Source organism: Klebsiella sp. D5A (genome assembly GCF_001620885.1).
Taxonomy (GTDB): domain Bacteria; phylum Pseudomonadota; class Gammaproteobacteria; order Enterobacterales; family Enterobacteriaceae; genus Klebsiella; species Klebsiella variicola.
The window spans coordinates 117,377-139,830 of record NZ_LOAR01000009.1 but is presented as its reverse complement, the minus strand read 5'-3'; the positions used below and the strand labels follow the sequence as shown (position 1 = coordinate 139,830).

At 59.2% G+C, this 22,454-nt stretch carries 21 protein-coding genes; 7 read left to right on the top strand and 14 right to left on the bottom strand.

The window, feature by feature from the left end; translation table 11 throughout:
- Positions 1-5: 5 nt before the first annotated feature.
- Together ybaL and AS136_RS14915 are read right to left on the bottom strand one after the other, a co-directional pair.
- Positions 6-1,682 carry a YbaL family putative K(+) efflux transporter gene (gene ybaL / locus AS136_RS14920; RefSeq protein ID WP_008805453.1) on the bottom strand — a complete coding sequence of 559 codons (1,677 nt, stop codon included), beginning with the start codon at positions 1,680-1,682 and terminating at the stop codon, positions 6-8.
- A gap of 225 nt (positions 1,683-1,907) precedes the next feature.
- Complete coding sequence (locus AS136_RS14915; RefSeq protein WP_008805454.1) at positions 1,908-3,128, bottom strand: MFS transporter; 1,221 nt, start codon at positions 3,126-3,128, stop codon at positions 1,908-1,910.
- A gap of 269 nt (positions 3,129-3,397) precedes the next feature.
- Between AS136_RS14915 and ushA the strand changes: the two genes are divergently transcribed.
- A complete protein-coding gene (gene ushA / locus AS136_RS14910; RefSeq protein WP_012542660.1) occupies positions 3,398-5,050 on the top strand; it encodes a bifunctional UDP-sugar hydrolase/5'-nucleotidase UshA in 1,653 nt (550 codons plus the stop codon).
- Positions 5,051-5,155: 105 nt separating this feature from the next.
- Here the strand turns inward: ushA and ybaK are convergent, their stop codons facing one another.
- The 3 genes from ybaK to copA form a co-directional block, all read right to left on the bottom strand.
- A complete protein-coding gene (gene ybaK / locus AS136_RS14905) occupies positions 5,156-5,635 on the bottom strand; it encodes a Cys-tRNA(Pro)/Cys-tRNA(Cys) deacylase YbaK (RefSeq protein WP_004204728.1) in 480 nt (159 codons plus the stop codon).
- Between the two features lie 201 nt (positions 5,636-5,836).
- Positions 5,837-6,631, bottom strand: a complete 795-nt coding sequence (locus AS136_RS14900) for a TraB/GumN family protein (RefSeq protein WP_012542659.1) — start codon at positions 6,629-6,631, stop codon at positions 5,837-5,839.
- A 130-nt stretch (positions 6,632-6,761) separates the two neighbouring features.
- The gene (gene copA, locus AS136_RS14895; protein WP_043875762.1) at positions 6,762-9,263 is read right to left on the bottom strand and encodes a copper-exporting P-type ATPase CopA; all 2,502 of its coding nucleotides are present in this window, start codon (positions 9,261-9,263) and stop codon (positions 6,762-6,764) included.
- A gap of 106 nt (positions 9,264-9,369) precedes the next feature.
- Between copA and cueR the strand changes: the two genes are divergently transcribed.
- Positions 9,370-9,780 carry a Cu(I)-responsive transcriptional regulator gene (cueR, locus tag AS136_RS14890; protein WP_002892208.1) on the top strand — a complete coding sequence of 137 codons (411 nt, stop codon included), beginning with the start codon at positions 9,370-9,372 and terminating at the stop codon, positions 9,778-9,780.
- Here cueR and AS136_RS14885 read toward each other — a convergent pair.
- Both AS136_RS14885 and AS136_RS14880 read right to left on the bottom strand, forming a co-directional pair.
- On the bottom strand, positions 9,777-10,235 hold the full coding sequence (locus AS136_RS14885; protein WP_032734897.1) for an NfeD family protein: 459 nt from the start codon (positions 10,233-10,235) through the stop codon (positions 9,777-9,779). The genes cueR and AS136_RS14885 overlap by 4 nt on opposite strands.
- Positions 10,232-11,149 (bottom strand): SPFH domain-containing protein, encoded by a 918-nt coding sequence (locus AS136_RS14880; RefSeq protein WP_002892258.1) that lies wholly within the window; start codon positions 11,147-11,149, stop codon positions 10,232-10,234. Before AS136_RS14880 ends, AS136_RS14885 begins: the two co-directional genes overlap by 4 nt.
- A gap of 140 nt (positions 11,150-11,289) precedes the next feature.
- Between AS136_RS14880 and fetA the strand changes: the two genes are divergently transcribed.
- On the top strand, positions 11,290-11,967 hold the full coding sequence (gene fetA, locus AS136_RS14875) for an iron efflux ABC transporter ATP-binding subunit FetA (RefSeq protein ID WP_022065246.1): 678 nt from the start codon (positions 11,290-11,292) through the stop codon (positions 11,965-11,967).
- A complete protein-coding gene (gene fetB / locus AS136_RS14870; RefSeq protein WP_012542656.1) occupies positions 11,954-12,736 on the top strand; it encodes an iron efflux ABC transporter permease subunit FetB in 783 nt (260 codons plus the stop codon). Before fetA ends, fetB begins: the two co-directional genes overlap by 14 nt.
- Before the next feature lie 96 nt (positions 12,737-12,832).
- Here the strand turns inward: fetB and AS136_RS14865 are convergent, their stop codons facing one another.
- Genes AS136_RS14865 through tesA form a run of 3 tightly spaced genes read right to left on the bottom strand, consistent with a single transcriptional unit; the run spans position 12,833 to position 15,168 of the window.
- Complete coding sequence (locus tag AS136_RS14865) at positions 12,833-13,687, bottom strand: co-chaperone YbbN (RefSeq protein WP_008805461.1); 855 nt, start codon at positions 13,685-13,687, stop codon at positions 12,833-12,835.
- 58 nt (positions 13,688-13,745) lie between these two features.
- On the bottom strand, positions 13,746-14,555 hold the full coding sequence (locus AS136_RS14860; RefSeq protein ID WP_009484702.1) for an SDR family oxidoreductase: 810 nt from the start codon (positions 14,553-14,555) through the stop codon (positions 13,746-13,748).
- A complete protein-coding gene (tesA, locus tag AS136_RS14855; protein WP_012542655.1) occupies positions 14,545-15,168 on the bottom strand; it encodes a multifunctional acyl-CoA thioesterase I/protease I/lysophospholipase L1 in 624 nt (207 codons plus the stop codon). Before tesA ends, AS136_RS14860 begins: the two co-directional genes overlap by 11 nt.
- On the opposite strand from tesA, the gene ybbA reads away from it, so the two are divergent.
- Positions 15,139-15,825, top strand: a complete 687-nt coding sequence (gene ybbA / locus AS136_RS14850) for a putative ABC transporter ATP-binding protein YbbA (RefSeq protein ID WP_008805463.1) — start codon at positions 15,139-15,141, stop codon at positions 15,823-15,825. The two genes, tesA and ybbA, sit on opposite strands and share 30 nt — an antisense overlap.
- Complete coding sequence (gene ybbP / locus AS136_RS14845; protein ID WP_063266831.1) at positions 15,822-18,236, top strand: putative ABC transporter permease subunit YbbP; 2,415 nt, start codon at positions 15,822-15,824, stop codon at positions 18,234-18,236. Before ybbA ends, ybbP begins: the two co-directional genes overlap by 4 nt.
- Here ybbP and AS136_RS28700 read toward each other — a convergent pair.
- Entirely contained in the window at positions 18,198-18,326 is a 129-nt protein-coding gene (locus AS136_RS28700) for a hypothetical protein (RefSeq protein WP_046620513.1), read from the bottom strand. The genes ybbP and AS136_RS28700 overlap by 39 nt on opposite strands.
- 91 nt (positions 18,327-18,417) lie before the next feature.
- Here AS136_RS28700 and AS136_RS14840 point away from each other — a divergent pair, with 91 nt between their 5' ends.
- Positions 18,418-19,563, top strand: a complete 1,146-nt coding sequence (locus AS136_RS14840; RefSeq protein WP_008805466.1) for a porin — start codon at positions 18,418-18,420, stop codon at positions 19,561-19,563.
- 107 nt (positions 19,564-19,670) lie between these two features.
- On the opposite strand, the gene mnmH is transcribed toward AS136_RS14840, so the two are convergent.
- The 3 genes from mnmH to purE form a co-directional block, all read right to left on the bottom strand.
- Positions 19,671-20,747 carry a tRNA 2-selenouridine(34) synthase MnmH gene (gene mnmH, locus AS136_RS14835; protein ID WP_012968799.1) on the bottom strand — a complete coding sequence of 359 codons (1,077 nt, stop codon included), beginning with the start codon at positions 20,745-20,747 and terminating at the stop codon, positions 19,671-19,673.
- A gap of 111 nt (positions 20,748-20,858) precedes the next feature.
- Positions 20,859-21,926 carry a 5-(carboxyamino)imidazole ribonucleotide synthase gene (gene purK, locus AS136_RS14830; RefSeq protein ID WP_032729471.1) on the bottom strand — a complete coding sequence of 356 codons (1,068 nt, stop codon included), beginning with the start codon at positions 21,924-21,926 and terminating at the stop codon, positions 20,859-20,861.
- Complete coding sequence (purE, locus tag AS136_RS14825) at positions 21,923-22,432, bottom strand: 5-(carboxyamino)imidazole ribonucleotide mutase (protein ID WP_004204711.1); 510 nt, start codon at positions 22,430-22,432, stop codon at positions 21,923-21,925. Before purE ends, purK begins: the two co-directional genes overlap by 4 nt.
- Positions 22,433-22,454: the final 22 nt, after the last annotated feature.

The window sequence follows — 22,454 nt, the reverse complement described above, 5'->3', positions numbered from 1 at the left end:
GTACATCAGCCGGTGACCACTTCACCGGCCGGTGGCGTTTCCAAAAGCTGCAGCATGGCGCGGGCAATTTCCCGCTCGCCCATCACCACCTGATTAGCCCCGCGATCGATAATGTAGTCCACTTCATCATCGTAATGGGCGCGGGCGATGATCTCGATATTCGGGCATTTTTCCCGTGCGGAAGCGACAATCTCTCCGGCCTCGTAGCCGTTGGGGATAGTCAGCAGCAGCCAGCGGGCGCAGTCGAGATGCGCCAGTTCCATGATCTCTTCATTGGCGGCATTACCCAGCACCGCGCTGATCCCGCGCTCGCGTAACTCATCCACGCGGGTACGCGAGGTTTCAACCACCACCAGCGGGATCCCCTGGGCCATCAGCTTCTCGCCCAGCAGACTGCCGACGCGGCCGAAGCCAACCAGCAGCGCGTGGTTACAGATATCGACTGGCACCTGTTTCTCATCTTCCAGCACCTCTTCCAGCGTCTGCTCGTCGAGGGTTTCGGTTTTATCGAGATATTTTTCCAGCAGGGTAAACAGCACCGGGTTGAGCATAATCGAGATGATCGCCCCGGCCAGCACCAGGTTTTGTCCAGCCTGCGGCAGCAGGTTAAGCGCCATCCCCAGGCCGGCGAGAATAAAGGCAAACTCACCAATCTGCGCCAGGCTGGCGGCAATGGTCAATGCGGTACGCGGCGAATGACCAAACATACGCACGAGGAAAAAGGCGGCGGCGGATTTACCAAAGATAATAATCGCCAGTGTCGCCAGCACCGCCAGCGGCTGCTGCACCAGCACCATCGGGTCAAACAGCATGCCGACGGAGACAAAGAACAGCACCGCGAAGGCGTCGCGCAGCGGCAGGGTGTCATGGGCGGCGCGGTGGCTCAGCTCAGATTCGTTAAGCACCATGCCGGCGAAGAAGGCGCCAAGGGCGAAGGAGACATCAAACAGCTCCACGGCGCCGAAGGCGATGCCCAGCGCCAGGGCCAGCACCGACAGGGTGAACAGCTCGCGTGATCCGGTGGCGGCGCTGCGCGACATGATCCACGGCACCAACCGGCGACCGACCAGCATCATGATGGCGATAAAGGCCACCACTTTACCAATGGTGATCCCGAGGTCGAGGGCCAGAGAGGCGAAGCCAACGTCACCTTTCTCCGTCATCCCGGCAATCGCTGGCAGCAGGACCAGCGTCAGGACCATCACCAGGTCTTCTACAATCAGCCAGCCAATGGCAATCTGCCCGCGCTGACTGTCAATAAGCTGTCGCTCCTCGAGGGCACGCAGTAGCACCACGGTACTGGCGGTGGAGAGACACAGGCCAAAGACGATGCCGGTCATCAGCGACCAGCCAAGGGCGGCGGAAAGTGCCATACCCAGCAGCGTCGCCACGGCTATCTGGGCGATGGCCCCGGGAATGGCGATCGACTTTACCGCCATCAGATCTTTCAGGGAAAAATGCAGCCCGACGCCGAACATCAGCAGGATCACGCCGAGTTCTGCCAGTTCAGGAGCCAGTTTGGTATCAGCAACAAAGCCTGGGGTGAAAGGTCCGGCCAGCACGCCCGCTAAGAGATATCCCACCAGAGGAGAAATACGTAGCTTATTGGCAATCATGCCGAGAATAAAGGCGAGCACGAGGCCGCCGACAATGGTGGTGATAAGCGGTGTTGCGTGGTGCATTCCGTCTCCTTTCCAGTGGTGTATCGGTCCATTTTGCTACCCTATCCGGGTAATAGTTTATGACAAAAACGTTCACTTTGTTTATGAATAATTCTTGAATTGTGCAAAAAAATGGAATTAACCGGCCAAAAGGCACAGAAGGGAAAATCGCGGAGGGAATGCGCGCATCAGGCTGATGGCGCAAGGGATAACGGCGGCCAGCGTTGCACTTTGGCCGCCGGATAATCAGGCTTTTTGCCGGTTATCAGGAAGAAATATCGTCAGGAAACCCAGCAGCGGCAGGAAGGCACAGATTTTATACACCAGATCGATACTGGTATGGTCCGCCAGCAGGCCCAGCACCGCGGCGCCAAGGCCACCCATGCCAAAGGCGAAGCCGAAGAACAGGCCAGAAACCATGCCGATTCGACCCGGCAGCAGCTCCTGCGCATAGACCAGTATAGCGGAAAAGGCCGAGGCGAGGATAAAACCAATAATCACCGTTAAAATCCCCGTCCATTCAAGGCTGGCGTAGGGTAAAACGAGGGTAAACGGCGCCACACCGAGGATAGAGCCCCAAATCACATATTTACGTCCAATTTTATCGCCAACTGGCCCGCCGATTACCGTCCCGGCGGCAACCGCGAACAGGAAGGCAAACAGATGAAGCTGGGCATTTTGCACCGATAATCCGAACTTATGCATCAGATAAAAGGTGTAATAGCTGCTAATGCTCGCCATATAGAAATATTTCGAGAAAATCAGCATCAGCAGAATACCTACCGCCAGAATCACCTTATTGCGCGGCAGCGGATTAACGATCAGCGGCTTCGGTTTGCCTTTATTCATCCGGTGCTGTGCGGCATACCAGCGGCTGATTTGCGACAGCACCACAATAGCCAGCAGGGCGGCCAGCACGAACCAGGCGACGTTGCCTTTGCCATAGGGGGCGATAATTACCGCCGCCAGCAATGGACCAAGCGAGCTGCCGAAGTTGCCGCCGACCTGGAACAGCGACTGGGCCAGGCCGTGACGGCCGCCAGAGGCCATCCGCGCCACGCGGGATGATTCCGGATGGAAAACCGAGGAGCCGGTACCCACCAGCGCGGCAGCCAGCAGCACCATGCCGAAACTCCCGGCCAGCGCCAGCAGAATCAAACCGCAGAGGGTGAAGCACATGCCCACCGGCAGGGACCACGGCATTGAGCGCTTATCGGTGATGTAACCAATCACCGGCTGGAATAGCGATGAGGTCAGCTGGAAGGTGAGGGTGATCATCCCGATCTGCACGAAGGTAAGGGAGAACTCCGCCTGCAGCAGCGGGTAAATCGCCAGGATGAGCGACTGGATCATATCGTTAAGCAAATGGGACAGGCTGATCGCGCCTAAGATGCCAAACGAGGTGCGTGCTTTTTGCGGCGGCGCAGCGGGGCCGGACAGGGGTTGAGCGGTCTGATTGATTGCCATAGGTTCACGTCACTTTTTTATATAGCTTTCGTCATTTTTACGCCATGGCGACGACCCTGATTTTCCCGGCTACTACATGGGAAATATAACCAACGGGCTGACGCAATGCCATACAACGCGAAGGCGTATAGAGGATGCAGGTGGAATTATTATCCGACTAACATACCTGTCCTTAGGGGTTGAAGGAAGTCGCAATTCTGAAAACATATTTGTCAACGCGACTAACTCGCTATACTTTCGGCACTTGGGATTAAGTCAGGGAGTGAAGCATGCAGTATTTTAAACATCGCGTAGCGCTGGCGTTATTTGCCGCCTTATCGCTGGGCAGCCTGTCCGCACAGGCCTATGAGCAGGATAAAACCTATAAAATTACCATCCTGCACACCAACGATCATCACGGCCATTTCTGGCGCAATGACTACGGCGAATATGGTCTGGCGGCGCAGAAAACGTTGGTCGATGGCATCCGGAAAGAAGTGGCGGCGGAAGGGGGGAGCGTCCTGCTGTTATCCGGCGGCGATATTAATACCGGCGTGCCGGAGTCTGATTTACAGGATGCAGAGCCCGATTTTCGCGGCATGAACCTGATCGGCTACGACGCAATGGCGGTGGGGAACCATGAATTTGATAATCCGCTTAGCGTGCTGCGCCAGCAGGAAAAGTGGGCGAAGTTCCCGTTCCTGTCGGCCAATATTTATCAGAAAAGCACCGGCGAACGGCTGTTCAAACCCTGGGCGCTGTTTAAGCGCGGCGGGCTGAAAATCGCGGTGATTGGCTTAACCACCGACGATACGGCCAAGATTGGCAATCCGGAATATTTCACCGATATCGAATTCCGCAAACCGGCGGAAGAGGCGAAGCTGGTGATCCAGGAGCTGCAGCAGAATGAAAAGCCGGACGTGATCCTGGCCACCACCCATATGGGCCATTACGACAATGGCAACCACGGCTCTAACGCGCCGGGCGACGTTGAAATGGCGCGGAGTTTACCTGCGGGATCGCTGGCGATGATCGTCGGCGGTCACTCGCAGGATCCGGTATGCATGGCGTCGGAAAATAAAAAGCAGGTCGATTATGTGCCAGGCACCCCGTGCGCGCCGGATCGTCAGAACGGCATCTGGATCGTCCAGGCGCATGAGTGGGGCAAATACGTCGGCCGCGCCGATTTTGAGTTCCGCAACGGCGAGATGAAGCTGGTGCATTATCAGTTGATCCCGGTGAACCTGAAGAAAAAAGTGACTTACGATAACGGCCAAAGCGAGCGGGTGCTGTATACGCCGCAGATCGCAGAGAACCCGCAGATGATGTCGCTGCTGACGCCATTCCAGAACAAAGGCAAAGCGCAGCTGCAGGTCAAAATCGGTAGCGTGAATGGTCATCTGGAGGGCGACCGCAGTAAAGTGCGCTTTGTGCAGACCAATATGGGGCACCTGCTGCTGGCGGCGCAGATGGCGCGCAGCAACGCGGATTTCGCGGTGATGAGCGGCGGTGGGATCCGCGACTCCATCGAGGCGGGGGATATCACCTATAAGGATGTGATGAAGGTCCAGCCGTTCGGCAATGTGCTGACCTATGTCGATATGAGCGGCAAGGAGGTGGTGGATTACCTGACCGCCGTCGCGCAGATGAAGCCGGATTCCGGCGCCTATCCGCAGTTTGCCAACGTCAGCTTTGTAGCCAAAGATGGCAAACTGAACGATCTGAAAATCAAAGGCGAACCGGTGGATCCGGCGAAGACCTACCGGATGGCGACGCTGAGCTTTAACGCTACCGGCGGCGATGGCTATCCGAACATTGCCGATAAACCCGGGTATGTGAATACCGGCTTTATCGATGCCGAAGTGCTGAAAGAGTATATCGAGAAGAACTCGCCGCTGGATGCGGCAGCCTACGAGCCGAAAGGCGAGGTGAGCTGGCAGTAGGTCTGAGCTTCAGGTTGGCTATTTCCCCGGTGGCGCTGCGCTTACCGGGGCTACGAGTTGGGTAGCCCGGATAAGGCGCGTGCGCCGCTATCCGGGATGGTGTGCTCAATCGCGGCGGGCGATATCGGCGAACTTCGCGTCCAGAAGCTGCGCCAGATCGCTGGCCGCCAGCTCAATATCCAGACCGCGTTTGCCGCCGGAAATATAGATGGTGGCAAATTCCTGCGCCGGGGCGTCAATCACCGTCGGCAAGCGCTTCTTCTGCCCCAGCGGACTGATGCCGCCCACCAGATAGCCGGTGATACGCTGCGCCACCATCGGGTCGGCCATGTCGACTTTCTTGGCGCCCAGCGCTTTCGCCACTTTCTTCAAATCCAGCTGCCCGGCGACCGGGGTGACGGCGACCGCCAGATGCTTCATATCGCCGTTAACGGCGACCAGCAGGGTCTTGTAAACCTGGTCGGCATTGAGGCCGAGCTTGCGCACCACTTCATCTCCGAAGTTGGTCTCATTGGGATCGTGATCGTAACTGTGGATCTGAAAGGGGATTTTGTTTTTTTCGAGTAATTTAACGGCGGGAGTCATAGCTATCCTTCTTACCAACCGGTTTTGCGTGACGTCAGAATACGCCCGCAGGTTGTCTAAAAAATAGTACCATCTTGCGCAATAGTGTTGGCAGTGATGGTCACTTTGAGCGACAATCAGACGATCCGGGATGCAAATCCCGGGATAATAATAATGATGAAATTCCTCTTTGACGGGCCAATAGCAATATTGGCCATTTTTTTAGGTCAGCATATCCGGCAGATTCCCTTCGCCATACAGGTGCAGCGCGCCGACGGCAACCACGTAGCGCCCCGGCGGCAAGGCCAGCAGCGTCTCGCGCCAGGCGAGATTGCGCTGGTGCATCAGCACATCATACAAAGACTGGCTAAAGGTCGTCGGCAGCGATACCGCGCCGCGCGATGGCGGTTGCTCCAGCCACCAGCCGATCATCACCTGTAGCAGGCGGGCATTGGTCCGCCAGTGGCTCAGCGTATCCTCCAGCAGCGCCATCCCCCCGTCGGGCAGATCGCGCAGCAGCGCGATTTGGCTGTCGGCGCCTTCCAGCTCCATCACCGTTATGTTGCTCTCGCGGGCGGCCATCAGCAACTGATAATCGATGCCGTAATCCGGCCGCAGTCCCAGCTTCTGCGCCTGGGTGGCTTGTAGCACCATCGCCACCTGCCACAGCGGCTGGCTGTCGAACAGCCCGACCGACAGGCCCAGCTCGCCGGCTCGCGCCTCTAGCTCGCTCAACTGCGCATCGCTCAGACGTTCTGCCAGCGGCGGGTAAGAGGGAAGGTTGCTAAACGGGGTTTCATTGCCGCTGATATCGGCCTCGACGATTAACGCATCGGCCTGGCGTATTTTTTTCAGAAGCTTCGCTGGCGGCGGCGCCATGTCGCGGGTGCCCATATGGATGCTGCCGACGAGGTGCAAATAGCGTTCGCCGGGCAGGACGATATCCATCGCAGGCCAGGAATAAGACGAGCCGACGGCGGCTCGCCACAGCATTTTTATCCGGTTTAACAGGCCCATACGCGCTCCGAAGTGTGAGGACTTCATGCTAGCGCATATGGTGATACACGTCACCCTTCCGGCGGGCTTTTCTTGTGTCAGCAAAAAACGGGCGCCGAACAACGTCAGCGCCCGTTTCATCTGACGGCGTTTACTCTTTTGGTTTAAAGCGCAGCAGGCGGTTGGCGTTACTCACCACGGTGATCGACGACAGCGCCATCGCCGCGCCGGCGACCACCGGATTGAGCAGGGTGCCGGTCAGCGGCCAGAGGATCCCGGCTGCAATCGGGATACCCAGCGAGTTGTAGACAAACGCGCCCAGCAGGTTCTGCTTCATATTGCGTAAGGTCGCCTTCGAAATCGCCAGCGCATCGGCCACGCCGTGAAGACTATGGCGCATCAGGGTGATCGCCGCGGTTTCAATAGCGACATCGCTGCCGCCGCCCATGGCGATCCCGACATCGGCCTGGGCCAGCGCCGGAGCGTCGTTAATGCCGTCGCCAACCATCGCCACTTTGTGCCCCTGGCTCTGCAGTCGTTTAATGGCATCGGCTTTACCGTCCGGCAGCACGCCGGCGATCACTTCATCAATGCCGGCTTCTTTGGCGATGGCCTTCGCGGTGGTGGGGTTATCCCCGGTAAGCATCACCAGCCGGTAGCCCTGCCGATGCAGGCGGGCCAGGGCGTCGACGCTGTCTTCGCGCAGCGGGTCACGGATGGCGAACAGCGCGGCCGCCTGACCATCCACCGCCAGCAGCACCGGCGTGGCGCCGCGCGAGGCCTGCGCCGTCATCTCGCTTTCTATGTCGGCGGTATTGATATGCTGCTCGTTGAGCAGCGCCTGGTTGCCGAGCAGCAGGCGATGACCTTCCGCTTCGCCGCTGACGCCAAGGCCGCGCAGGGTGCGGAAGCAGCTCACTTCCGGCAACGAACTGTCGGCGGCTTTATCGAGGATCGCTCGCGCCAGCGGATGGCTTGAGCCCTGTTCCAGCGCGGCGGCAAGACGCACCGCAGTCGCTTCATCAATGCCAGAGAAGGTTTTTACAGTCACCACCTGCGGCTTGCCTTCGGTCAGGGTGCCGGTTTTATCGAACACCAGGGTATCGAGTTCACTGGCGCGCTGCAGCGCATCGGCATCGCGCACCAGCACACCGTACTCCGCCGCCCGGCCAACGCCGGAGATAATCGACATCGGCGTCGCCAGGCCTAACGCGCACGGACAGGCGATAATCAGTACCGTGGTGGCAATGACCAGGGTATAGACGATCTGCGGCGCCGGGCCGAAGACGTACCAGATCGCGGCGCTGATCAGCGCAATGGCGACTACCGCCGGAACAAATACGGCGGAGATTTTATCCGCCAGCTGGCCGATCTCCGGCTTGCTGCTCTGCGCCTGGCGCACCATACGGATAATTCTTGCCAGCGTGGTCTGGCTGCCGACGGCGCTGGCGGTGAACAGCACGCTGCCGTCCTGCACCACGGTGCCGGCGTGAATGGCATCGCCATCGCCTTTTTGCTGTGGCACCGGTTCGCCGGTGAGCATCGCTTCATCAAACCAGGCTTCGCCCTGGCTTATCACGCCGTCGACCGGGACGCGGTCGCCGGTGGTCAGGCGCAGCGTCATACCCGCCTGAACTTCCGCGAGCGGCAGATCCTTTTCCCCCTCAGGGGTCACCACGCGGGCTGAAGGCGGCGTCAGATCGAGCAGTTTCTCCAGCGCTTTCGAGGAGCGCTGGCGGGCGCGGGCCTCCAGCATATGGCCGAGGTTAATCAGGCCGATAATCATCGCGCTGGCTTCGTAATACAGATGCCGGGCTTCCATCGGGAACCACTGTGGCCACAGGTTGACGCTCATCGAGTACAGCCAGGCGACGCCGGTGCCGAGCGCTACCAGCGTATCCATGGTGGCGGTGCCGTTTTTCAGGCTTTTCCACGCGCTGCGGTAGAAGTGGCCGCCGGCAAAGACCATGACGGCGAGGGTGATAAGGCCGATGACCAGCCACAGCGAACGGTTGTCGTCGCTGACCATCATGTTATCGCCGATCATCCCCCAGACCATCACCGGCACGCCGACCAGCAGGGCGACAATCGCCTGCCAGCGAAAACGCTTCATCGTAGCAATAGCGGTTTCCTGCTGGCGTTCGCGGCGTTGCAGATCGTCTTCGATCGCCTCCGCGCCATAGCCGGCTTTCTCCACCGCCTGCACTAATTCTGCGGCGGACGCACTGCCCATCACCAGCGCCGTGCGTTCCGCCAGGTTAACCCGCGCCTGTGAGACGCCCGGCACCGCGGCAAGCGCGTTTTGTACCCGGGAGACGCAGCTGGCGCAGCTCATGCCGTTGATCAGCAGCTGTTGACTGTCATCTTCGTCATGGGCTGCCGGAAGCTCAGGAGTGGCCGCTGTCAGTGCTTCCGACGGGATTGATGATTCTGCCAGCGGTTTAGCCTTTGGGTGGCTGAGCTCCGCGCCGTATCCGGCTTGTTTCACGGTATCAATCAGCGCTTGCGCGCTGGCGCTGCCCGTGACATGGGCTTCAGTGAGGGTCACCTCGGCTTGCTCAACGTCAGGACGCTGTTCCAGACTCTCTTTCACGCGTTTGACGCAGTGGCCGCAGGAGAGGCCATCCAGCGTCAGGTCGATAGTGTTAGACATAAATAACTCCTGAATAATTTTCCGGTCAACGATTGACCAGACCCACTCTTTCATCGAGTATTAAGAAGGTTAAACCTTCCAGCAAGGGGAAGGTCAAGGAGAAAAAATGAATATCAGCGATGTGGCGAAAAAAACCGGTTTAACCAGCAAAGCGATTCGTTTTTACGAAGAGAAGGGGCTGGTGACGCCGCCGTTGCGGAGCGAAAACGGCTACCGCACTTACAGTCAGCAGCATCTCGATGAGCTGACGCTGCTGCGCCAGGCGCGGCAGGTGGGGTTTAACCTGGAAGAGTGCCGCGAGCTGGTGGCCTTGTTCAACGACCCGTCGCGGCACAGCGCCGATGTGAAAAAACGCACGCTGGAGAAAGTGGCGGATATCGAGAACCATATCCGCGAGCTGCAAAATATGCGCGCGCACCTGCTGGCGCTGGCCGAATCCTGCCCCGGCGACGACAGCGCGGAGTGCCCGATTATCGATAATCTTTCCGGCTGCTGCCATCGCAAGGCGCAGGCTTAACGGACGACGGGTCTGATTCGTAGCGTAATTCCTTCTACGGCAATTACTTCAACCTTGCTGCCCGCCGCGAGGTCTTCATCGGCAATCACCGGCCAGGAGCTGTCGCCCACGCGTACATGGCCACGGCCGTTTACCAGCGGGGCATCCAGCGTCAGGCGGCGGCCCACCAGTTGCTGCCCGCGCTGGTTGAGCTGAGCATCGGCCGGACGCTGCGTTTTGACCCGCTTGCGCAGCCATTTCGACCACAGCCACGCCGCCAGCAGGGTGAGAACGGCAAACAGCGTCCCTTGCCATTCCCAGTTCAGCGGCAGGAGCCAGGTCAGGGCGCCGGTCACCACGCCAGCGACGCCGCTCCACAGCAGATAGCCGCTGCCGCCAAGCATCTCGGCCGCCAGCAGCAGCCCGCCCAGGCTTAACCAGAACAGATGCGGATGGGCGAAGATCATGTCGATCATGATTTTTTCCGATCGCCAGCGCCTTCTTTGATCAGCTCGCTGATCCCGGCAATCGATCCCATCAGGCTACTGGCATCCAGCGGCATCAGCACCACTTTGCTGTTGTTAGCGGCGCCAATCTGCTGCAGCGCATCGGTGTACTTCTGCGCCACGAAGTAGTTGATCGCCTGAATATCGCCCGAGGCGATTGCCGAGGAGACCATCTGAGTGGCGCGGGCTTCCGCTTCGGCGGAACGTTCGCGAGCTTCGGCCTGCAGGAAAGCGGACTGCCGTTCCCCCTCGGCTTTGAGGATCTGCGACTGCTTTTCCCCTTCCGCTTTCAGAATTTCCGCCTGTCGCACCCCTTCGGCCTCAAGGATATAGGCGCGTTTGGTACGTTCGGCTTTCATCTGGGCGTTCATTGAGGCAATAAGCTCCGCCGGCGGGCGAACGTCGCGAATTTCGACGCGGGTGATTTTTACTCCCCACGGATTAGTGGCGTCGTCAACGATATGCAGCAGACGGGTGTTAATGCTGTCGCGTTGGGAGAGCATTTCGTCCAGCTCCATCGAGCCGAGCACGGTACGGATATTGGTCATCGTCAGGTTGACGATCGCCTGCTCAAGATTGCTGACCTCGTAGGCGGCCTTTGGCGCGTCAATCACCTGAATAAAGCAGACAGCGTCGATGGTGACGTTGGCGTTATCCCGGGAGATAACCTCCTGCGAGGGGATGTCGAGCACCTGCTCCATCATGTTCACTTTGCGGCCGATTCGGTCCATAAACGGCACGACTAAGCTTAATCCCGGCTGCAGCGTCTGGGTAAAGCGCCCAAAACGTTCTACCGTCCACTGATAGCCTTGCGGGACAATTTTCACCGCCGCGGCCACAATGACCAGCGCGACGAAAATAAGGATAGGAATAAAAATCAGCATCAAAAACCTCCTGTCTTGTTGCCTGGTGGGGCGCTACAAGGAAATAGCGCATGTTTAAACTGAGTATATCTTTCTCCTCATCCTGGAGAAAGGAAAGTGGGGTAAACTAGCGGTGTTTCAGAAAATAATCAGGAAGACTCATGAAGGAAAATAACGCGCTTTTGCGTCTCGAGGGTGTGGGGTTTAAGACCGACGACGCAGTTATTTTACACAATATCACTCTTCAGCTCAGACCCGGAGAATTTAAGCTGATTACCGGGCCTTCCGGCTGCGGGAAAAGCACCTTGCTGAAGATTATCGCCTCGCTGCTCAGCCCAACCTCCGGACGCCTGTTTTTTGACGATGTGGATATCGCGACGCTGTCGCCGGAAACCTATCGTCAGCAGGTGTCTTACTGTGCGCAGACGCCGGCGCTGTTCGGTGATTCAGTCTACGATAACCTGGTTTTTCCGTGGCAGATCCGCAACAAACAACCCGATCCGCAGGCGCTGGTGGCTGACCTGCAGCGCTTTGGCCTTGGCGAAAATATGCTGGAAAAGTCTATTAACGAACTGTCCGGCGGGGAAAAGCAGCGCGTATCGCTGATCCGCAATTTACAATTTCTGCCGCGCGTGCTGCTACTGGACGAAATTACCAGCGCGCTGGATGAAAGTAATAAACAGAATGTGAATGACATTATTCATGGCTACGCGACGGAAAAACAGGTTGCTGTTCTGTGGGTCACCCACGATCGCAACGAAATTTCGCATGCCGATGAAGTGATTACGCTGCAACCTGCCGGCGGAAACATGCAGGAGGTACAGCATGAACGGGCATAACATTACGAACGAATCGCTGGCGCTGTCGATGGTGCTGGTGCTGATCGCTATTCTGGTCAGCTATCGGGAAAAACTGGCACTGGAAAAAGATATTATCTGGAGTATTTGCCGGGCGATCGTGCAGCTGATTATCGTCGGCTATGTGCTGAAATATATCTTTAACGTCAATCATGCGGTTCTGACGCTGTTGATGGTGCTGTTTATCTGCTTTAACGCGGCGTGGAATGCGAAGAAGCGCAGTAAATATATCGATAGAGCTTTTGTCTCGTCGTTTATCGCTATTACCACTGGCGCCGGACTAACGTTGGCGGTACTGGTCTTTTCGGGGTCGATCGCCTTTGTGCCGATGCAAGTTATTCCAATTGCCGGGATGGTGGCAGGGAACGCCATGGTGGCGGTGGGGCTGTGCTACAACAATATGGGCCAGCGCTTCAGCAGCGAGCAGCAGCAGATTCAGGAGAAGCTGAGCCTCGGCGCGACGCCGAAGATGGCTGCGGCGCGGCTGATTCGCGAGAGCATTCGCGCGTCATTGATTCCCACCGTCGATTCAGCGAAAACGGTCGGGCTGGTGAGCTTGCCTGGGATGATGTCGGGGCTAATTTTTGCCGGTATTGACCCGGTGAAGGCGATTAAGTACCAGATCATGGTGACCTTTATGCTGCTGTCGACCGCCAGCCTGTCGACGATTATCGCCGGCTATCTGACCTACCGGAAGTTCTTCAATGCCCGTCATCAGCTGGTGGTAACGCAGCTGAAAAAGCACCCATGAACGATCCCGGGTTGCGGCGTTCACGCCTTACCCGGGCTACCACGGCGTAATCTGTAGCCCGGATAAGCGTAGCGCTATCCGGGTCAGCGCCTCTGATTAGTACAGCAGCGAATACAGCTGGCGGCGGTATTTGGCGGCCAGCGCATCGCCGGTACCGAGGGCGGCGAGGATCTCCTGCAGCATCTTGCGCGCCTGGCCATCGCCGGCGCCTAAATCCTTCTGCAGATGGCTGAACAGCAGCGCCAGCGCTTCTTCATTACGCCCGACCTGATGCAGCTGCAGCGCCAGCTGGGAGGCCAGCTGCGCATCGTCCGGATTCTGTTCCACCTGCTGCTGCAACTGCTGAATTTCCGGGGTGTCGGCGGCCTGTTTGAGCAGCTCAATCTGCGCCACCAGACCCTGATAGTGGGTGTCCTGATCCTGCAGCGGGATGGTTTTCAGCACGCTTTCCGCTTCATCGGAACGGTGCAGGGCAATCAGCGTTTCCGCCAGCAGCAGACCAATCTGGCTGTCCTGATTCGACAGCTGCCAGGCTTCCTTCAGCAGCGGTAATGCCTCGGCGTATTTTTCTTCCTGCATCAGGGCCAGCGCCTGCTGGGCTTTCAGCTCCTCTTCACGCGGCAGGACTTTATCCAGCAGGGCGCGAATCGCTTCCTCCGGCTGCGGGCCTTCAAAACCGTCCACCGGCTGGCCGTTCTGGAACAGATAAACTGTAGGGATGGCGCGCAGACCAAACTGTGAAGCGAGCATTTGCTCGGCGTCGCAATCAACCTTCGCCAGCGTGAACTGGCCGTTATACTGGGCGGCCAGGCGCTCGAGGACTGGGGTCAGTTGTTCGCAGTGCTGGCTGCGGGCAGACCAGAAATAAAACAGCACCGGGACGTTCATGGACTGCTGTAGCGTCTGCTGCAGGTTCGCTTCGCTAATATTGACAATATTCTGTTCGGACATGGGCATTTCTCGTTAGTCGATTTCTGTTTTACATGGGGGCGGCATGCCGCGCTTCAACTCAGCCGTGGATAATTTTGTCCATCGCGCGGGCAGGCAGCAGGCGTTTGAGCAGCGCCACCGCGTGAGTCACCAGAGTGACCGGGTAGCGCAGCTTTGGCTTATCGCTGGTAAAAGCGTGGCGCACTTTTTCCACCACCGCCTCCGGCCCGAGGGTAAAGCGAGCGGCGATGCCCGGATTTTCTACGGGTTTATCGCTTTGCGTCTGGTTGACGTTATCGGTAAAGCGGGTGCGGATCGGGCCCGGTTCAATCAGGCTGACCTGAATACCACTGTGGCGCAATTCCATGCGTAGCGCATCGGACCACGCCTCGAGGGCGTATTTACTGGCGGCATAGGCCCCGCGACCGGGACTGGCGATGAGCCCCATCACCGAGGAGGTCATCACGATGCGCCCTTCGCCGTGCGGCGTCATCGCCGGCAGCAGCAGCATGGTCAGCTGATGCGCGCCGAAAAAGTTGGCGGAAAACTGCTGTTCCATCTGCTGGCGGCTGATGGTGTTCAGCGGGCCATAGACGCCATAACCGGCGTTATTGAACAGGCCATAGAGACGATTATCGGTCAGCGCAATCACCTCCGCCGCCGCGCGCTCCACGCTCTGTGGGTCATCCAGATCGAGCAAAATACCGGTTAGCCCCAGCTCCTGCATCCGCGCGACGTCCTCCGCTTTGCGGCAGGCCGCCAGCACGCGAAAGCCCTGGCGGGTTAAATCCAGCGCGCTTTCCAGACCAATTCCGCTGGAACAGCCTGTCACTAAAACCGTTTTTTGCATAACTTTACCTGTCAGCGACCCCTGGCGTTCAGGAGTCATGATTAACTAAGGGAGCCAGCCGGTTCGCCATCCAGTCGGCGATAAACGGCTGCGCGTCGCGATTTGGGTGAATGCCGTCGTCCTGCATCCATTGCGGTTTGAGATAGACCTCCTCCATAAAAAAAGGCAGGAGAGGAATATCGAACTCTTTGGCCAGGGCCGGGTAAATCGCGCCGAAGGCTTCATTATAGCGGCGGCCATAGTTCGCCGGCAGGTGAATTTGCATCAGCAGCGGCTCGGCGTTGGCCGCTTTGATATCTTTAATAATGGTGCGCAGTGTTTGCTCGGTCTGCTGTGGCGGAAAACCGCGCAGCCCGTCATTGCCGCCGAGCTCAACCAGCACCCAGCGCGGCTGATGCTGCTTAAGCAGCGCTGGCAGGCGGGCCAGCCCCTGCTGCGAGGTATCGCCGCTGATGCTGGCGTTCACCACCGGCGTTTTCGCCTGCCACTTCTCATTGAGCAGCGCAGGCCAGGCGGCGTTGGCCGCCATTCGATAGCCAGCGCTCAGGCTGTCGCCGAGGATCAGCAGCGTGTCCGCCGCCATTGCGCGGCAGGTAAACAGGAACAAAAACAGGAAAGGCACATGCCAGCGGAAAACATACTTGAAGTTCATCATCTTAAGAAGTCCGTCGGTCAGGGAGAGCATCAGCTCTCCATCCTTACCGGAGTTGAGCTGGTTGTCAAACCGCGGCAGACCATCGCCCTGATCGGCGAGTCAGGTTCCGGTAAATCGACCCTGCTGGCGATCCTCGCTGGCCTGGACGATGGCAGCAGCGGGGAAGTCTCGATGCTGGGCAAACCGCTGCATCGGATGGATGAGGAGGCGCGGGCGGCGCTGCGGGCGCAGCACGTTGGCTTTGTTTTTCAGTCGTTTATGCTGATCCCGACGCTCAACGCCCTGGAGAACGTCGAGCTGCCGGCGCTGCTGCGCGGTGCCAGCGACAGCGAGAGTCAGGGCGATGCCCGCGCGCTGCTTGAGCAACTGGGGCTTGGCAAACGCCTGCACCACCTGCCGGCGCAGCTCTCCGGCGGTGAACAGCAGAGGGTGGCGCTGGCCCGGGCCTTTAACGGTCGCCCGGCCCTCCTGTTCGCCGATGAGCCCACCGGCAACCTCGATCGCCAGACCGGGGACAAAATTGCCGATCTGCTGTTCTCGCTTAATCGCGAACACGGTACCACCCTGATCCTCGTCACTCACGATCCGCTGCTGGCGGCGCGCTGCGACCGCCGTCTGCGCCTGGTGGATGGTCAGCTGCGGGAGGAAGCATGATCGCCCGCTGGTTCTGGCGCGAATGGCGCTCGCCGTCGCTGCTGATCGTTTGGCTGGCGTTAAGCCTCGCCGTGGCCTGCGTGCTGGCCCTGGGGTCGATAAGCGATCGGATGGAGAAAGGCCTTAGCCAGCAAAGCCGTGAGTTTATGGCCGGCGACCGTACGCTGCGCAGTTCGCGCGAGGTACCCGCCGAGTGGATCGCGCAAGCGCGGAAGTCAGGGCTGACCGTCGGCGAGCAGCTGAGCTTCGCCACCATGACGTTCGCCGGTGATACGCCGCAGCTGGCGGACGTTAAGGCGGTGGACGACCGTTATCCGCTGTATGGCACCCTCGAGACGCAGCCGCCGGGGCTGAAGCCGCAGGCGGGGAGCGTGCTGCTGGCGCCAAGGCTGATGGCGCTCCTGAACCTGAAAACCGGCGATACGATTGACGTTGGCGATGCCACGCTGCGCATTGCCGGGGAAGTGATTCAGGAGCCGGATGCAGGGTTTAACCCCTTCCAGATGGCGCCGCGACTGATGATGAATATGGCTGACGTGGCAAAAACCGGGGCCGTGCAGCCCGGCAGTCGCGTCGCATGGCGCTATAAGTTCGCCGGTAACGCGCAACAGCTGGCGGATTATGAACAATGGCTGCTGCCGAAGCTCGGCGCGGAACATCGCTGGACTGGCCTTGAACAGGACGACAGCGCGCTGGGCAAATCCCTTGAGCGCTCGCAGCAATTCCTGCTGTTATCCGCGCTGTTGACGCTGCTGCTGGCCGTTGCCGCGATCGCCGTGGCGATGAGCCACTACTGCCGCAGTCGCTACGATCTGGTCGCAATTTTGAAGACGCTGGGCGCCGGGCGGGCGCAGCTGCGCAAGCTCATCGTCGGCCAGTGGCTGCTGCTGCTGACGCTGTCGGTAATAAGCGGCGGGGTCGTGGGCCTGGCGCTGGAGCGCCTGCTGCTGTTGATGCTCAAACCGGTGCTACCCGCCGCGCTACCCGCTGCCAGCGGTTGGCCGTGGCTGTGGGCTATCGGGGCGACAGGCGTCATTTCCCTGCTGGTGGGCCTGCGGCCGTATCGACTGCTGCTGGCGACCCTGCCGCTGCGAGTGCTGCGTCAGGATGTGGTGGCTAACGTCTGGCCGCTGAAACACTATATTCCTGTGGTCTGCGCGGTGGTGGTCGGCGGGCTGGCCTGGCTGATGGGCGGCAGCCCGCTGCTGTGGTCGGTGCTGGCCGGGGCGGTGGTGCTGGCGCTGCTGTGCGGCCTGGTGGGCTGGGGATTACTGTGGCTGCTCAAACGCCTGACGCTCAAAGCCTTGCCGCTGCGTCTGGCGGTGAACCGCCTGCTGCGCCAGCCGTGGTCGACCCTCAGCCAGCTGGCGGCGTTTTCCCTGTCGTTTATGCTACTGGCGCTGCTGCTGGTGCTGCGCGGCGATCTGCTTGACCGTTGGCAGCAGCAGTTGCCCCCGGAAAGCCCGAACTACTTTCTGATCAATATCGCCCCTGAGCAGATAATGCCGGTGAAGACTTTCCTCGCCGAACACCAGACCCGGGCGGCGGAATTTTATCCGATCGTCCGGGCTCGTCTGACGCAGATCAACGGCCACTCCACGGACGGTAACAAAGATGAAGCGCTTAACCGGGAACTCAATCTGACCTGGAGCGCCGATCGTCCGGATCATAATCCGCTGGTGGCCGGCAACTGGCCGCCGAAGCCGGGCGAGGTATCGATTGAAGAGGGACTGGCGCAGCGGCTGGGGGTGAAGATCGGCGATACGGTGACCTTTACCGGCGATACTCAGGACTTCAGCGCGAAGGTCAGCAGCGTGCGCAAAGTTGACTGGGAGAGCCTGCGGCCCAACTTCTTCTTTATTTTCCCCTCCGGGGCGCTGGACGGGCAGCCGCAGAGCTGGCTCACCAGCTTCCGCTGGGATAACGGTCCCGCGATGTTGACCCAGTTGAACCGCGAGTTTCCCACCGTTAGCCTGTTGGATATCGGCGCCATCCTGCGTCAGGTCGGCCAGGTGCTCTCCCAGGTCAGCCGGGCGCTGGAGGTGATGGTGGGCCTGGTCACGGCCTGCGGTGTGCTGCTGTTGCTGGCGCAGGTCCAGGTCGGTATGCGCCAGCGGCATCAGGAGCTGGTGGTCTGGCGCACGCTGGGGGCCGGGAAATCACTGCTGCGCGCCACGCTGTGGGCGGAGTTTGCCCTGCTGGGGCTGGTTTCCGGACTGGTGGCGGCGATAGGCGCGGAAGTGGCGCTGGCGATGCTGCAGACGAAAGTATTTGATTTCCCCTGGACGCCGGACTGGCGCTTGTGGGTGATGCTGCCGCTGACGGGAGCGGTGTTGTTATCTCTGTGCGGCGGCGGGCTGGGGCTGCGTTTGTTAAAGGGGAAAGCGTTGTTCCGTCAGTTTAGCCAGTAAGATTATTGCATTTTGATGATGCGCCGCCGTTTTTGGCGGCGCTTTTATTTTAAGCGCACAAATTGATAACTCGTTGATTTTTAAGCGCACAAAACATTAAAAAACCGACAACACGCTGTACTGATTCGCGGTTAATATTCAGCTGGTAAATATAAGGTTGCTTATTAATCAAGGAAAAACTATGGCACATAAAATAAAAGCGCTGGCGGTCTCGATCGGCGCAACACTGGTGTTCGCTTCATTTGCTTCCCACGCGGAGATCACGCTGCTGAAACAAGATCCGCAGGCGGGCGATCCGTTAAGCCGGCTTAACTTTACCGTCGGCGGGAGTATTCGTCCGCAGTTCAACATGATGAGCGGCGATGGTGATAAAGGATCCTATAAGCGTAACGGTTTCGACGGTGGCACCCGTTTCCGCTTCGCGGCGGATTACTACCTGTTCGATGATATTAGCTGGATTAGCTACTACGAACTGGGGGTGAACATTCCGGCACTGTTTGACTGGGATAACCACTACGCGGAAGGCGCAAACAATACCACCCGCCGCATGCTGTATACCGGCCTGAAAAGCGATACCTGGGGCACATTAACCTACGGGCAGCAGAACAGCATTTACTATGATGTGGTGGGGGTGAAAACCGATATCTGGGACTACGACATGATCGGCCAGGCCCCGGGAAACGGTATTAACGGCGATTACGATGGCTCCTATCGTTCACGTAATATGCTGAAATATAAGAAAACCGTGGGTGATGTCGATCTATACGGCTCTTATCTGTTCGAAGATAGTGAGTATCTGCCTGGCAACGGCCTGCGCTACAAGCGTAAAGGCGGCGGTTCTATTGGTGCGGACTACCACATCATGAAGGACCTGACCTGGGGTACTGCGTGGAACTACACTCGCGCCGAAATGCGCGACCCGTCAAGCGCCGACAACAAAACCTATGACCAGAACATCGTCGGTACCGCGCTGAGCTGGACCCCGGATAACTGGACCTTCTCCTTCGGCGGCGGCTGGTATCAGAACTTCCTCACCACCAAAAAAACCGATGTGCATAACTACTTCGCCGGCGACGCCTGGGGGATTGAATATTTTGCGGGCTATAAATTCCCGATCAATCAATACGCTGTTAAATCTATTCAGCCGTACTTTATGGGCGACCGCCTGCAGTACGTGAATGGCCGCAACTACCAGCGTATCGATAACGGTCTGGGGATCAGCTTCCAGCTGGATTACGGTTTCCGCGTTGACTACGAACACGTGTTTACCTCCAGCACCGACAACCTGGGGGATATGAACCTGGTGCGTCTGCGTTACGACTTCTAAGCGGTCACAACTCCCCGGTCGCGCTGCGCTACCGGGGCTATAAATCGCGCCGACCAGTAGCCCGGCTAAGGCGTTTACGCCGCAAGCCGGGACAATAGCGCATGCGATTACTTCGCCAGCCAGGCGGCGACCTCCTGCCAGCTGCCGCGAAACAGGATCTTCCCGGCTTTTTTCCCCAACTGATAGCGATACATCGGGTCGTAGTATTCTTCCAGCAGCGGCACCAGCCAGGCGAAGTGCGCCTCGGTGCTGGCGGTGCGCTGCTGCTGCACCAGCGCCGCGTCGAGCCGTTCAGTCAGCTGAGCAAAACGCTGCAGCCCCAGGCGACGGCGGATGGCAAACAGACCATGATGGAGGTACTCGCCGTATGCCAGCCAGCCTTTCTCTTCGCCATACGCGGCGATGAAGTCGCGATACATGCGATCGAAGTACTCTTCGCGCAGCCGTTCGAGGCGAACGTCAAACGGATCTTCCACCACCGCCAGCGGCGATTGCGCCATGCGGAGGCGCAGGCACTCCGGCAGATGGTTGGCACCGATCATATGGCCTTCATCTTCCAGCACCCAGCGGGCCTGCTGTTCGGCTTTTTTAAGCAGGCTGACCGCCAGATGGTTTTCAAAGGTGGCCTGCGGGTGCTGATCCTGCAGGGTTCGACCGAATGAAGAACCGCGGTGATGGGCAAGCCCTTCCAGATCGATACCGTCCGGTCGCGAGCAGACCAGCTGAGTTTTGCCATTGCCGGTGCAGCCGCCAATCAGCACAATCGGGCGCTGCACCAGTTCGTCGGTGGCCTGGATCGCCGCCTGGCGTAGCGCTTTATAGCCGCCGACGATCAGGGGGTACTCCACGCCAGCGTCTTTCAGCCACTGCTGGACGATATGCGATCGCTGGCCGCCGCGGGCGCAGCACAGGTAACCGTGCGGGTAACGGGCGCACGCTTCCAGCCACGCCTGGATCCGGCTGGCGCGCAGGTCGCCATCAACCAGCTTATGGCCGAGCGCCAGCGCCGCCTCTGGTCCCTGACGCTTGTAGCAGGTGCCGACCGCGGCGCGTTCTTCATCATTCATCAGCGGCAGGTTGATCGCCGCCGGCATCGCGCTTTGGCTAAACTCCACCGGGGCGCGTACGTCAATCAGTGGCGTATCGCTGGCGAGAATGGCGCGATAATCCGTCCCATTGGTCATGGGGTATCCTCTGAAGTCAAAACAGAAATGGGCTTTACAGCAAGGGGGGGATTGTACGCGCCTCAAGGTGTGCCGGGGAAGGGGATAGATCAAATCCCCGGCACGAAGGGCTTAGCTGAGCTGCGATTGCGCCCAGAACAGGCCGCTGGTGTACTCCGGCGGCAGCAGTGGCTTGATCGCTTCCAGCGTCGCGCTCAGGCGATCGGTATCGCTGTCGGTGAGGTTCAGGTGGCCGACTTTACGACCCGGACGCACCTCTTTATCGTACCAGTGCAGGTGCACCAGCGGCAGCTTCAGCCAGTCGTAGTTGAGATCGGTGCCGATCAGGTTGATCATCACCGACGGGCTGTTGACCACCGGCGGCGGCAGCGGCAGGTCGGTAATCGCTCGCAGATGCAGTTCAAACTGGCTGATGGAGGCGCCATTTTGCGTCCAGTGGCCGCTGTTGTGCACGCGCGGCGCCAGCTCGTTGATCAGCAGCCCCTCGGCGGTGACGAAGCATTCCATCGCCATCACGCCGACGTAGTTCAGCTCGTTCATGATCGCCGTCAGCATGCTTTCCGCTTGTTCCTGCTGGCGGGCATTGGCCTGCGGGAAGGCCACGCTGGCGCGCAGAATACCGTCCTGATGCAGGTTGCGGGTCAGCGGGTAGAAGACGGTGCTACCGTCATGAGCGCGGGCGCCCACCAGCGACACTTCGCCGGAGAAGTTAATCCCCTGCTCGACGATGCACTCGCCGTAGTTATCCTCCGGGAGTTGCGCGGTTTCGTCAGCGCGCAGGCGCCACTGGCCGCGGCCGTCGTAGCCGCCGACGCGACGCTTAACGATCGCCAGCTCGCCGAGACGAGCAAACACCGTCGGCCATTCGCTTTTATCCGCCAGCAGCTGCCACGGAGCAGTGGCGAGGCCAAGCTTGTCGAATAGCTGCTTTTGCGTCAGGCGGTCGGCGATAATTGGGAAGACATCGCGGTTGACGAACGCCGGATGGCGGGCCAGCTCGCGGGTGAGGGCGGTTTCCGGCCAGCGTTCAATTTCTGCCGTGATGACACTCTGCTGGAACGGCACCGCTTCCGGGTCGGCTTCCAGGCCGACCGGCCAGACGGCGATGCCCAGCGGCTCACCGGCCTGGCGCAGCATGCGGCCTAACTGACCGTTACCGAGCACGCATACCTGTTTCATGCCGCACCCCGCGGATCCGGGTTATCCAGCACTTCATCGGTTTGTGCCTGACGCCAGGCGCTCAGGCGCTGGTGCAGTTCGGCATCATGCTGGGCAAGGATCTGCGCGGCGAGCAGGCCAGCATTCGCTGCGCCAGCTTTGCCGATAGCCAGCGTACCGACCGGAATGCCGCGCGGCATTTGCACAATGGAGTAGAGGCTGTCGACACCGCTTAAGGCCGCGCTCTGAACCGGTACGCCGAGCACCGGCACCAGGGTTTTCGCCGCAATCATGCCCGGCAGATGCGCCGCGCCGCCTGCCCCTGCAATAATCACCTGATAGCCATTGCTTTCGGCGCTTTCAGCGAAGCTGAACAGCTTATCGGGCGTGCGGTGGGCGGAGACCACTTCGACATGGTACGGAACGTTCAGGGCATCAAGGATTTCTGCGGTAAATTGCATGGTAGCCCAGTCGCTTTTGGACCCCATCACGATGGCGATACGCGCCGAATTATTGCGGGAAGACATGCGTCTTAAAACTCCTGTGGGT

What these genes read in the sequence shown, in the direction of transcription:
- ybaL (WP_008805453.1), bottom strand. Translation starts at nt 1,682, where the DNA reads ATGCACCACGCAACACCGCTTATCACCACCATTGTCGGCGGCCTCGTG.
- AS136_RS14915 (WP_008805454.1), bottom strand. Translation starts at nt 3,128, where the DNA reads ATGGCAATCAATCAGACCGCTCAACCCCTGTCCGGCCCCGCTGCGCCG.
- ushA (WP_012542660.1), top strand. Translation starts at nt 3,398, where the DNA reads ATGCAGTATTTTAAACATCGCGTAGCGCTGGCGTTATTTGCCGCCTTA.
- ybaK (WP_004204728.1), bottom strand. Translation starts at nt 5,635, where the DNA reads ATGACTCCCGCCGTTAAATTACTCGAAAAAAACAAAATCCCCTTTCAG.
- AS136_RS14900 (WP_012542659.1), bottom strand. Translation starts at nt 6,631, where the DNA reads ATGGGCCTGTTAAACCGGATAAAAATGCTGTGGCGAGCCGCCGTCGGC.
- copA (WP_043875762.1), bottom strand. Translation starts at nt 9,263, where the DNA reads ATGTCTAACACTATCGACCTGACGCTGGATGGCCTCTCCTGCGGCCAC.
- cueR (WP_002892208.1), top strand. Translation starts at nt 9,370, where the DNA reads ATGAATATCAGCGATGTGGCGAAAAAAACCGGTTTAACCAGCAAAGCG.
- AS136_RS14885 (WP_032734897.1), bottom strand. Translation starts at nt 10,235, where the DNA reads ATGATCGACATGATCTTCGCCCATCCGCATCTGTTCTGGTTAAGCCTG.
- AS136_RS14880 (WP_002892258.1), bottom strand. Translation starts at nt 11,149, where the DNA reads ATGCTGATTTTTATTCCTATCCTTATTTTCGTCGCGCTGGTCATTGTG.
- fetA (WP_022065246.1), top strand. Translation starts at nt 11,290, where the DNA reads ATGAAGGAAAATAACGCGCTTTTGCGTCTCGAGGGTGTGGGGTTTAAG.
- fetB (WP_012542656.1), top strand. Translation starts at nt 11,954, where the DNA reads ATGAACGGGCATAACATTACGAACGAATCGCTGGCGCTGTCGATGGTG.
- AS136_RS14865 (WP_008805461.1), bottom strand. Translation starts at nt 13,687, where the DNA reads ATGTCCGAACAGAATATTGTCAATATTAGCGAAGCGAACCTGCAGCAG.
- AS136_RS14860 (WP_009484702.1), bottom strand. Translation starts at nt 14,555, where the DNA reads ATGACTCCTGAACGCCAGGGGTCGCTGACAGGTAAAGTTATGCAAAAA.
- ybbA (WP_008805463.1), top strand. Translation starts at nt 15,139, where the DNA reads ATGCCAGCGGAAAACATACTTGAAGTTCATCATCTTAAGAAGTCCGTC.
- tesA (WP_012542655.1), bottom strand. Translation starts at nt 15,168, where the DNA reads ATGAACTTCAAGTATGTTTTCCGCTGGCATGTGCCTTTCCTGTTTTTG.
- ybbP (WP_063266831.1), top strand. Translation starts at nt 15,822, where the DNA reads ATGATCGCCCGCTGGTTCTGGCGCGAATGGCGCTCGCCGTCGCTGCTG.
- AS136_RS14840 (WP_008805466.1), top strand. Translation starts at nt 18,418, where the DNA reads ATGGCACATAAAATAAAAGCGCTGGCGGTCTCGATCGGCGCAACACTG.
- mnmH (WP_012968799.1), bottom strand. Translation starts at nt 20,747, where the DNA reads ATGACCAATGGGACGGATTATCGCGCCATTCTCGCCAGCGATACGCCA.
- purK (WP_032729471.1), bottom strand. Translation starts at nt 21,926, where the DNA reads ATGAAACAGGTATGCGTGCTCGGTAACGGTCAGTTAGGCCGCATGCTG.
- purE (WP_004204711.1), bottom strand. Translation starts at nt 22,432, where the DNA reads ATGTCTTCCCGCAATAATTCGGCGCGTATCGCCATCGTGATGGGGTCC.